Below are 11424 nucleotides of genomic sequence, written 5' to 3' on the forward strand. Positions count from 1 at the left end.
ACCGGATTTGTCAGTTTGATTAAGTTTTTGTGACAACCCGCAGATCAAATGGAAGAAGCTTACGACACTTGCAAGCAACAGGCCTGCGCGAGCAAGATGTCTGCAATAGAAAAGAACGGATAAGAGGTGGGAAAGCAATGCTTTCCCACCTCGCCCCATGCTCCCCGCTCTTCACCCCGGATACCAAGCCGGATAAGGAAAAGCCGGCGTTTTGGCCGTCCGGACGGTCCCTTCGGAGCGAACGGAAACTATGCCATATTGTCCGAGGTATTGCCTGCGCGTGAGGATGCGGTGCCCGACCAGTCGACCTGCCTGGTGGCGTACATGGTTGCTGCAATGGCAATGAAGGAAATCACCGCACCGGCCAGCAGCGCATATTCATCTTCATTTAGAACCAGATACATGACGCCATAGGCGACCGCCAAAACCGTAAACAGCGCCACGCCACTCTTGCGACTATTGGTTGCGCTTCCGAGATAGGAGGCGATCAGCGCCGCCGTCGACATCGATGCCGCGGCATAGGCGATCGCAAAGCCCGTATGCTCGGAGAGTGCAAGCAGCAGAACATAGAATATGACCAGAGCCAGCCCCGTCAGCACGTATTGTATCCAGTGCACGACATTGCCGCCCTTGAGTTCGACGATGAAGACGGCGAGGAAAACCAGCGAGATAAAACCGATCGAATATTTCAGCGTCCGCGCAATGATCTGGTAGAACTTGACGGGTTCGACGAGATTGATCGTCATCAGGCTGCTCGACAGCGGTAGGCGCGTCCCCTCCACCACGCGGTCTATGCCCCTTGCAAGATAGGGAATTGTCCAGCTGGCCTTGAAATCCGTGGCAGTGACAGTCTTTTGCTCGGGCAGGAACAGGCCTTCGAAACCCGGATGCGGCCAATCGGCGTTCGCTGCAAAACTCGTCGTCTGGCCCGCCGGCGCAACGGCGAAACTGCCCGAGCCATTCAGGGAAAAGGCGATGTCGAAGGCGAAGCCCGTTTCGATGAGGTTTTTCTCAATCGGCCTGTGCACACCGGCATCGGACCGGATCGATACTTCCGGACCGGCGCGGTTGGTCATGACCGAGATATCCCGCATACCGGGATCAAAGGGCAGAACCGGGCCGCCATCGATTTTGACGCCGGCGCTGGACCGGATGCCGGTAATATCCTGAATGCTGAGAACGAGAATGGCGTTGTCCAGTCGCGGCGTGCCGGAGAAGCGCGCAAGGTCCTGCAGGATACCGGAACCGAAGCGGCCTTTCAGCAAGAGGTTGCCGTTATAGACCGGCAGGCTGTAGATCGACAGTTGCTTCTCCTCCGTCTTCAGGTCGGCCGTGACATCAAGCGTTTCCGGCATGACCAGCACCCACTCGGTGACGCGGTCGACGATGCTGCGACCGTCCACCTCGCGGCGGCGCTCCACATCGAAGGGCACGGCAAGATAGGGACCGTTCACGACCTGATCGCCGCCCCAGCCATTCGCGATCCGTCCGGAAACCTCTTCCGCTCGCGAGGCACGCTCTTCCGTCAGCCCCCAGACCAGCAGGAGCGGCACGAGCAGAACCATCGATATGAAGCCGATCATCAGGAACTTTGCGCCCGGCGAGCGCAGACTGACAGCGAAATTGCCGCGCGGATGGGCTGGAGGAACCTGCCCGCTCGCCGGGGCATTATCTTTTCCCGTTTCATGTACCATTCTGAAATCCTTCTAAATATGATCGCACCGGAACCGAAAGCGAAGTTCGGCCGGCGCTGTCCCAAGTTTAAAACCCCTGATAGTCTTGCGTCCCCCAAGTGAACGCGGGACCTATACTGGGATCGGATTTCGGCTGATTATGTGCGGAATTCGGTTCGACTCGCGGTAAAATTGTGGCTTTGCCGCGTTCGTTGTAAAAAACGCAAAGGGCCGGCGTTGCCGCCAGCCCTTTGTTCGAAACCTGAATAGTTCCAGATCAGTCCTTCTTGGACGGAACGACGCGCAGCGCCAGCTCACGAAGCTGGGTCGGCGTTGCCGGCGACGGCGCGTTCATCAGGAGGTCCTGCGCCTGCTGGTTCATCGGGAACAGCGTGATTTCGCGCAGGTTCTTGGCGCCGACCAGCAACATGACCACGCGGTCGATGCCGAAAGCGCAACCGCCATGCGGAGGCGCGCCATACTGGAAGGCGCGGTAGAGACCGCCGAAGCGCTCTTCCACATCGTTCTGCGACAGGCCCACCTTTTCGAAGGCCTTGACCATCAGCTCGGGCGACTGGTTACGGATCGAGCCGGAGGCGATTTCGAAGCCGTTGCAGACCGCGTCATACTGGAACGCCTTGATGGAGAGCGGATCCTGCCCTTCCAGCGCTTCCAGACCGCCCTGCGGCATGGAGAAGGGGTTGTGGGCGAAGTCGATCTTCTTTTCTTCCTCGTTATATTCGAAGAAGGGGAAATCGACGATCCAGCACATTTCGAAACGGTCGCGGTCGATCAGGTTCAGCTCGTCGGCAGCGCGGGTGCGCGCCTCACCGGCGAATTTGTAGAACTTGGCGGGATCGCCGGCGACAAAGAAGCAGGCATCGCCCGCCTCAAGACCGAGCTGCTGGCGCAGCGCCTCGGTGCGTTCCTCGCCGATATTCTTGGCGAGCGGGCCGGAACCGCCGACCTTGCCGTCCTCTTCCTTCCAGAAGATGTAGCCGAGGCCGGGCTGGCCCTGAGACTGCGCCCATGCGTTCATGCGGTCGCAGAAAGCGCGCGAGCCGCCGGTCTTGGCCGGGATGGCCCAGACCTGAACCTTGGGGTTGGAAGCGATCATGTTGGCGAAGACCTTGAAGCCCGAACCGTCGAAATGTTCTGTCACGGCTTCCATGACGATCGGGTTGCGCAGGTCCGGCTTGTCGGAACCATATTTGCGGATCGCCTCGTCATAGGGAATGCGCGGCCACTGTTTCGTAACCGGCTTGCCTTCGGCGAATTTCTCGAACACGGCCGTCATCATCGGCTCCATCGTGGTCCAGACATCTTCCTGGGTCACGAAGCTCATTTCGACGTCGAGCTGGTAGAATTCGCCCGGCAGGCGGTCGGCGCGCGGGTCTTCATCGCGGAAGCACGGCGCGATCTGGAAATAACGGTCGAAACCGGCCACCATCAGAAGCTGCTTATATTGCTGCGGCGCCTGCGGCAGGGCGAAGAACTTGCCTTCATGGATACGCGAGGGCACGAGGAAGTCGCGCGCGCCTTCCGGCGAGGAAGCGGTGAGGATCGGCGTCGTATATTCGGCGAAACCGGCATCGGCCATGCCGGTGCGCATGGCGGAGATGATCTGCGTGCGCTTGACGATGTTCTTGTGCAGCGTTTCGCGGCGAAGATCGAGGAAGCGGTATTTCAGGCGAACGTCTTCAGGATAGTCAGGCTCGCCGAAGACCGGCAGCGGCAGTTCCTTGGCAACGCCGAGAACCTCGATTTCCTGCGCATAAAGCTCGATCTCGCCGGTCGCCATGCCCTTGTTGACGGTGTCTTCCGAACGCGCCTTGACGAGGCCGTCGATGCGGATGACCCATTCGCCGCGCACGGTTTCGGCAACCTTGAAGGCCGGGCTGTCCGGATCGGCGACGACCTGGGTGATGCCGTAATGGTCGCGAAGGTCGATGAAGAGAACGCCGCCATGATCTCGCACGCGATGAACCCAACCGGAAAGGCGAACGGTTTCGCCGACGTCGGACTTGCGGAGAGCGGCACAGGTGTGGCTGCGGTAACGATGCATTTTTTTATCCTGGAACGTGTCGTGGGCCTGATGGAGGCCAGATGGGCGGCACTGTCGAAATTTGCCGGAAAAGCGCATGGCCAGCCTGATTTGTCAAGGCAAAGCACAACAATGTCGCCTTCAGCCTGTCCTTTCCCCTGCCTTCGCTTTAGATAGGACTAATCCAGCCCGCCAAACCGAGTCGGCCCGCAATGAGCCAGATCAGACCTCTTATCCCGCTTCTCGTCACCGCCGGTATCCTGATCGGCGGCAACGGCCTGCAGGGAACCTATATAGCGCTGCGCGGTCTCTCCGAAGGGTTTTCCGCCAGCACCATCGGCCTCATCAGCGCCGCCTACAGCTTCGGTTTCGCGCTTGGCTGCATTTCGGTGACGCGCCTTCTGCGCAAGATCGGCCATATCCGCACCTTCGCCACCATGGCGGCCGTCGCATCCGCCGCAGCGATCGCCATGCCGCTCCTCATCCATCCCCTGTTCTGGATGCTGATGCGCTTCGTCACCGGCATTGCCGTCGCCTGTCTTTTCGCGGCCATCGAAAGCTGGATCAACGCGCAGGTCACCAATTCCAATCGGGCGCGCACGCTCTCCATCTATCGTTTCGTCGATCTCGGCTCCGTCACGCTTGCGCAATATATCATTCCCGTCGCGGGCATCGACGGACCGGTGGTGTTTTCGCTGATTGCCATGGCGCTGACGCTATCGCTGGTGCCGATCTCGCTTGCCGACAAATCCAACCCTGCGCCGCCGAAACAGATACCCTTCAATCTCTTCGCGGTGTGGCGCATCTCGCCACTTGCCGTCGTCGGCTGCGTGGCCGTCGGCCTCAGCATGGCGGCGTTTCGCAATATCGGCCCGATCTATGCCGAACAGATCGGCCTTTCCGTCACCGCCATCGCCACCTTCATGAGCGCCGGCATCATCGGCGGCGTGGTGCTGCAATATCCGCTCGGCGTCTATTCCGACCGTTATGACCGGCGCATCATCATTCTCGCCACCACGGCGGGCTCCGTCGTCGTCGGCCTGTTTCTCGCCTTCTTCGCCGGCACGGATGAATGGAGCAACATCATCGGCGTCTTCATCTTCGGCGCCTTCGCCCTGCCGCTCTATTCGCTGAGTTCCGCCCATGGCAACGACCATGCCAGGGAAGGCGAACACGCCATGATGTCGGCCGGACTGCTGTTCTTCTGGTCGGTGGGCGCAACCGTCGGGCCGCTGCTCGCTTCCGTGCTGATCGACCAGTTCGGCCCGAAGGCACTGTTCAGCTATACGGCCGCGATCCAGATCGTTTTCATCGCCTATACAATCTACCGGCTGCAGGTGCGCGAAGGTGTGCCCGTGGAGGAGCGGAACTGGCGGTTCAGCTCGCTTTTGCGCACCTCAGCCTATTTCCAGAAGCTCGCCGCGGCTCCGCCACTCAAAAAGGATGAAGCGGAGCCCCATCCGCCCGAGAAAAACGATCCTTGAGCCTTCAAAAGCGGGCTTGTATTGACATGCGCCCGGCAAAGGGAAAGTAAGACGGATAATTTTCACGATTGGCCAATAACAATGATTGAAACGACTGCCGCCCTCGCCGAAGCCTGCACGGAACTGGCGAAATCGGAATTCATCACCATCGACACCGAATTTCTGCGGGAAACGACCTTCTGGCCGGAACTCTGCCTCGTGCAGATGGCAAGCCCGACGCTCGAAGTACTGGTCGATCCGCTGGCCAAGGGTCTCGATCTGACCCCTCTTTTCGAACTGATGGCCAATCCTGCTGTCGTGAAGGTTTTCCATGCGGCGCGACAGGATATCGAGATCATCTACCATCTCGGCGGGCTTATTCCGCACCCGATCTTCGACACGCAGGTCGCAGCCATGGTCTGCGGTTTCGGCGATTCGATCTCCTACGACCAGCTGGTGCAGAAGATCAAAAACGTGCAGATCGACAAATCCTCGCGTTTCACCGACTGGAGCCGTCGTCCGCTGACCGAAAAGCAGCTGGATTACGCGCTGGCCGACGTGACCCATCTGCGCGATGTCTATCTCTCGCTGAAAGCCCAGCTCGAGCGCGAAGGCCGCTCGCTGTGGCTGACCGAAGAGATGGATATTCTCGAGTCTCGCGACACCTATGACATGCATCCCGACGATGCCTGGCTGCGGCTGAAATCGCGTCTGCGCAAGCCGACGGAACTCGCCATCCTCAAATTCATCGCCGCCTGGCGCGAGCGTGAGGCACGCTCCCGCAACGTGCCGCGGTCGCGCGTCCTGAAGGACGATGCGATCTTCGAAATCGCCCAGCAGCAGCCGAAGGACGCCGAGGCGCTGTCGCGGCTTCGCACCATTCCCAAGGGCTGGGAGCGCTCCGCCTCCGGCACCGCCATCGTCGAAACGGTGAATGCGGCGCTGGCGCTGCCGAAAGAGGAAATGCCGAAGGCGCCGCGTCACAGCCACGCACCGGAAGGCTCCGGCGCTGCCGTGGAACTTTTGAAAGTTCTGCTGAAGCTGACGGCGGACAAGCATGGCGTCGCCGCCAAGGTCATCGCCAATAGCGACGATCTGGACAAGATTGCCGCCGAGGGCGAAAAGGCAACCGTGGCGGCGCTGACCGGCTGGCGGCGGGAACTCTTCGGCGATGTGGCCCTGAAGCTCATCAATGGCGAAGTGGCCCTGCGTTTCGCCGGCAAGAAGGTCGAGGCCGTGGAGGTTGCGGCAAGCGAGCCGTAACGGCCCGCCGTTTTCCACCCCAACGGCGACGTCGTCGACCGCTATAATCGCGATCCGAAAGGCATGGGTTGCGGATTGAGCGGCTGGAAGGAGAACATTCCCTTCGATGTCGACGGCCGCACCTGCGCCGCCATCACCTTCTCCCGCAAGGGAGAAACCCTGTTCGACCGGGCTTGGATCGACGGCAACCGGCTGCGTTTTTCCGCCTTCCCTGTCAAATGGTCGAACCGCTCGCCGGACGACCGGCCGCAATCCCCGCTTGAAACCGTCTATTACAGAACATCCTATTAGGCGTATAAGGGCGGCAACGCCGATTTTGCGGCAACAGCGCAACAGCCTTACCAATCCTTCATGCAACCTTACCGATTGCTCACTTTTTGCGGCGCTTTTTCCACATTAATGTCGCATATGACCTGAACAGAAGCTTCGCCCGAAGGGAGCGGCCTGCCCTTCTTTCCCGAGACCAAAGCCTTCCCTTCCCGAGACCCAAGAACCGACATGAGAAAATTGCTGCCCATTCTGGATTACGTGGTGCTCTTCGTTGCCGTGGCCGGCAGTGGCGTGGCCTACGCCTTTCTGGAATATGGCGGCGGTGCATTGATCGGCGCGACCTATGCGCTGTTTGCATGCGCACCCATCCTCGCCTTCGAGCGCGGTTACATCATGCCCGGCCTGTCGCGGCAGGTGAGCGCCCTGCCGACGCCGGCCTATATCGCTGTCGGCCTCGTCATCTATGCCATCCTCGTCTTTTGCGGCTTCGGGCTTGGCGGCACGATCCTGTGGTTGAGCGGGATATTTCCCGGCACCTGGAAACGCGCCGTCCATGCCGAGGTGCAGACGCTGATCTTCACCCTCATTGTCTGCGGCATCATCGTCTTCATCATGCGAGTGCGCGAGCTTCTCGGCCGCGATATCTTCATCGACCTCATCCTGGGGCGTTATCGCCGGCCGGTCAGCGAAGACCGCGTCTTCATCTTCATCGATCTCGTCGGCTCCACCTCCTTCGCCGAAACCCATGGCGACCTGAAGGCCCAGGAGTTTCTCGGCGAAATCTTTGCAAGTTATGCCGCACCGGTCAGAAAACACGGCGGCGTCATCGACGACTATATCGGCGACGCCGCCATCATCACCTGGCCCTATCACATGGCGATAAGGCGGGCGGCCTGCGTGCGCTGCGTCTTCGATATTCAGGCGACCATTGAAAACACCCGCGACATGTGGCTTTCCCGCTTCGGCGAGGTGCCGCGCCTGCGCTTCGCCATTCATGGCGGGCCGGTCATCACCGCGGAAATCGGTGTCGATCACCACAAGATCACCTATTTCGGCGATACGGTGAACACAACCTCACGGCTCGAATCGTTGAGCAAGATGCTCGGCCACCCGGTGCTGATTTCCGCCGATCTCGCCCATCAGCTGGTGCTTCCGAAGGGCGTGCGCAGCGAATATCTGGGCGAACATGCGGTGAAGGGCCGCGGACAGACGCTCGGCGTCTGCATGCTCAGCCAATATCAGGCGCCCGCCGCATAAGGGCAATCGGCGGCAAAAAGCCGTGCGGCCCATCTGCGGATGATGGCCGTCATCAAAATTCATCAAAGCTTCAAACGGCAATCACCTGCCTGTCATGCGACGCCCCTATCGCGTCAATCCTGTCTTCAACAGGTATTGAGAGGGGTCTCCATCATGAAGCACATTCTTTTTGCACCTTTCGCGGTTCTCGCGCTCGCCGCCGCGGCGCATGCGGCGGAAAAGGAGTTTCCGGCAAAGCTGGTTTCGCACGCCATTCTGCCTGCCAACACCATGATCGCCGCACCTGCCGACGCGCCGGAGCACCTCAAGACCTCCGCCAAATTCACCACGGCCGACCGCAAGCGCGCCGAGGGCCTCGGTACCGTGCCCGGCAAGGACGGCGTGCGTCTGACCGGCCTTTCCATGCCGTTCAACGGCCAGCCGATGCAGGGCTTTTCCGGCATCAGGGCGATGCCGGACGGCAGCTTCTGGAGCCTTTCCGACAACGGTTTCGGTTCCAAGCTCAATTCCAGCGACGCCATGCTGATGCTTCACCATCTGAAGTTCGACTGGGACGCCGGCAAGGTCAACGCGCTTGAAACCGTGTTCCTCTCCGATCCCGACATGAAGGCGCCCTTCCCCATCGTTCTGGAAGGCTCGAGCAAGCGTTACCTGACGGGTGCGGATTTCGACGTCGAATCCATTCAGCCGGTCGCTGACGGTTTCTGGGTCGGCGAGGAATTCGGCCCCTACATCCTGAAATTCACCCGCGACGGCAAGCTGACCGATGTGATCTCGACCAAGGCCGGCGACATCGAGGTGAAATCTCCCGACCATCCGGCTCTTGCCCTGCCCGGCAATCCCACGCAGAAAATGCCCGCTTTCAACCTGAAACGTTCCGGCGGTTATGAGGGCATGGCGCTCTCCAAGGACGGCTCGAAACTCTACGGCCTGCTGGAAGGCCCGCTCTACATGGCCGACGGCCAGGTGGAAAAAACCGAAGACGGCGCGACCGCGCTGCGCATCATCGAACTCGACACCGCCAAGAAGGCGTGGACCGGCCGCAGTTGGCTTTATCCGCTGGCGGAAGGCGGCGAGGCAATCGGCGACTTCAACATGCTGGATGACACCACCGCCCTCGTCATCGAGCGCGACAACGGCGCCGGCACGGCCGACAAGGCCTGCGCCGACCCCAAGGCTCCGGCTGCGGACTGCTTCGCCCGCGCTGCCAAGCTGAAGCGCATCTACAAGATCGAATTCAACGACGCCAATGTCGGCAAGGCCGCCCGCAAGATCGGCTATGTCGACCTGATGAAGATTTCCGACCCGGATAACAAGAAGCGTCAGGGCGGCGGCAACGGCTATTACGACATGCCTTTCGTCACCATCGAGAATGTCGACCGCGTCGATGCCACCCATATCGTCGTCGGCAACGACAACAACCTGCCCTTCTCGGCCGGCCGTGCGCTGGACAAGGCTGACGACAACGAATTCGTCCTGCTGGACGTCAAGGACCTGCTCGAGGCGAAGTAAGACCACGGCTGCTGTCACTTGCTTTGACGGCCGCGAATGATCCGGACGGAGCGCCCGGCAGACACAAATGTCTGCATGGCGCTCCGTTCCGATTTTCCAGAGCTAGAGCAATTCCGGTGAGAACCGGTTCACCTACATTGCTCTAACTCTTTGTTTTTACGCATTTCCGGACGCAAAACCGAGCGCACTTTCGCTGGAAATGCTTTAACCGAAACATGCTTGCGGAAAAGAAGACGTTTCATGCAGGACCATGCAGAAAGACTTTATTACGCCCTGAAGAAAAGCTGGTCGGGCGAGACGAGCGGCCTCTGGTCGCGCGAAAACCCCGCCAAGGGCCAAGGCAGCGTCACCGCGCTGGTGGTGCAGGATATTTTCGGCGGAGAGCTTGCCAAAACCGCTGTCAGCGTACCGACCATTTTTACAATATCGTCGAAGGCACCCGCTGGGATTTCACCTTCAGCCAGTTCGATATTCCGGTCGGCTATCAGGACAGGCTTGCCAGCCGCACCGAAGCCATGGCGACGATAACGCCGTTGCAATATGCCTATCTCAGCGCCTGCATCCGCAAGGCGCTCGGGCACGGCTGAGCCATTTGCAAAGCAGTGCCAGCCCATTACCGTTTGGATCCGCGCATCGCGGCACGGTGGCCAGCCAGGCTGTTGCGTTTCAAGACCACGATTTCAATCTTTCCCGCAAAGCGGACACAATCCTTGCGATAATATCGCCCGGTGGAATGGTTGCACCGACAGGAGAGATATTCGATGAGTGAGAGTTGCCCGGTCCTGACACCGGCGGAACGGCAGGTACAGTCCATATTGGAGCGCACGGAAGCAGCGATGATGGCCACCATTCACGCAGCGCTCGAGCGTGCCAGCAAAGAGGTCGATGAGGCATTCCGGGCCGTCGATTCAGACATGCAGCCGCCGCCCCGCGACTATTTTGCCGCTGTCGCCCATCAGCAGCTCTTCCTGATGTTATGCGGAGCCGACCCAAAAACCTTCGAGGGCGGAGACCCCGAAATCGCCGGCCACATCATTCGGAACGCGCAAAACATATCCGACCACTACTGGAAGAAAACGCCTGCCGCGGCGGATGTCCCCGGCAAGTGATACATTCCGCGTGAAGACAGGATTTCGCGTCACGTGGCATCGCGCGCGACCTGCGTTTTAGAAAGGAGGCCCGGCCCGGCCGGACTCCTTTGGCCATTCCACGTCACAGCACCTTCATCATCGCCGGTTAAGCAGGCGCAAATCCGGAGGCAGGAATGGATTCGACCGCACAGATCAAGCGCCCGAAAATCGCAGAGACCGTCATCCATGCGACGGCGAGCATAAGAGATTCCAATATCGGCGAATGCTGCGAAATTCTGGCTGACACCTCCCTGCACAATGCCGAACTCGGCAACTACTCCTACCTTGGACCCCGTTGCATGGTGGGCGATGCAACGATCGGAAAATTCTGCGCCATCGCCGCAGAGGTCAGGATAGGCGCTCCGAACCATCCGATGGACCGGCCATCCATGCACCGTTTCAGCTATTGCCCTGAATATTATTCTGCGGATGCCGTGCGCGATGACGCCTTTTTCGACCGGCGCAGGGAGAACCGCGCCGTCATCGGTCACGATGTCTGGATCGGTCACGGGGTTATCGTCTTGCCGGGTGTCACGGTTGGAGATGGGGCAGTGCTCGCCGCCGGCGCGGTCGTCACCAAAGATGTGCCGCCCTACACCATCGTCGGCGGCGTTCCCGCAAAGATCATTCGCGAACGATTTTCGCGGACCCTCGCGGAAAAGCTTGCATCAATCGCATGGTGGGACTGGCCATTCGAAACGATCATGGCGCGGCTTTCCGACTTTCAGTCGAGCGACATAGAAGCCTTTTGCGAGCGCTGGTCCTAGAGGACGCAAAAACCGTTCCTGCCACAAAACGGAAACGTCGCCGTT

At 59.9% G+C, this 11424-nt stretch carries 8 protein-coding genes and 2 pseudogenes; 8 read left to right on the forward strand and 2 right to left on the reverse strand.

Annotated elements, in window-relative coordinates; translation table 11 throughout:
* Positions 1-248 precede the first annotated feature (248 nt).
* Entirely contained in the window at positions 249-1694 is a 1446-nt protein-coding gene (gene creD / locus L904_RS12995) for a cell envelope integrity protein CreD (RefSeq protein ID WP_020808972.1), read from the reverse strand.
* 256 nt (positions 1695-1950) lie between these two features.
* Positions 1951-3738, reverse strand: coding sequence for an aspartate--tRNA ligase (gene aspS, locus L904_RS13000; protein WP_031233448.1), 1788 nt, complete (start codon positions 3736-3738; stop codon positions 1951-1953).
* Positions 3739-3929: 191 nt separating this feature from the next.
* Between aspS and L904_RS13005 the strand changes: the two genes are divergently transcribed.
* The 8 genes and pseudogenes from L904_RS13005 (at position 3930) to L904_RS13040 (ending at position 11379) form a co-directional block, all read left to right on the forward strand.
* A complete protein-coding gene (locus L904_RS13005) occupies positions 3930-5201 on the forward strand; it encodes an MFS transporter (RefSeq protein WP_020808973.1) in 1272 nt (423 codons plus the stop codon).
* An 81-nt stretch (positions 5202-5282) separates the two neighbouring features.
* Positions 5283-6443 carry a ribonuclease D gene (rnd, locus tag L904_RS13010; RefSeq protein WP_020808974.1) on the forward strand — a complete coding sequence of 387 codons (1161 nt, stop codon included), beginning with the start codon at positions 5283-5285 and terminating at the stop codon, positions 6441-6443.
* Between the two features lie 30 nt (positions 6444-6473).
* Positions 6474-6734: pseudogene (locus L904_RS13015) on the forward strand (hypothetical protein); the annotation flags it as partial.
* Between the two features lie 207 nt (positions 6735-6941).
* On the forward strand, positions 6942-7970 hold the full coding sequence (locus L904_RS13020) for an adenylate/guanylate cyclase domain-containing protein (protein WP_020808976.1): 1029 nt from the start codon (positions 6942-6944) through the stop codon (positions 7968-7970).
* 153 nt (positions 7971-8123) lie between these two features.
* Positions 8124-9482, forward strand: a complete 1359-nt coding sequence (locus L904_RS13025; protein ID WP_020808977.1) for an esterase-like activity of phytase family protein — start codon at positions 8124-8126, stop codon at positions 9480-9482.
* A gap of 240 nt (positions 9483-9722) precedes the next feature.
* Positions 9723-10069: pseudogene (locus tag L904_RS26995) on the forward strand (hypothetical protein).
* Positions 10070-10243: 174 nt separating this feature from the next.
* The gene (locus tag L904_RS13035) at positions 10244-10591 is read left to right on the forward strand and encodes a hypothetical protein (protein WP_020808979.1); all 348 of its coding nucleotides are present in this window, start codon (positions 10244-10246) and stop codon (positions 10589-10591) included.
* 155 nt (positions 10592-10746) lie between these two features.
* On the forward strand, positions 10747-11379 hold the full coding sequence (locus L904_RS13040; RefSeq protein ID WP_020808980.1) for a DapH/DapD/GlmU-related protein: 633 nt from the start codon (positions 10747-10749) through the stop codon (positions 11377-11379).
* The last annotated feature ends 45 nt before the right edge of the window (positions 11380-11424 follow it).

Origin of the sequence: Agrobacterium sp. LY4, assembly GCF_001526585.1 — a bacterium.
GTDB classification, from domain to species: Bacteria; Pseudomonadota; Alphaproteobacteria; order Rhizobiales; family Rhizobiaceae; genus Agrobacterium; species Agrobacterium leguminum.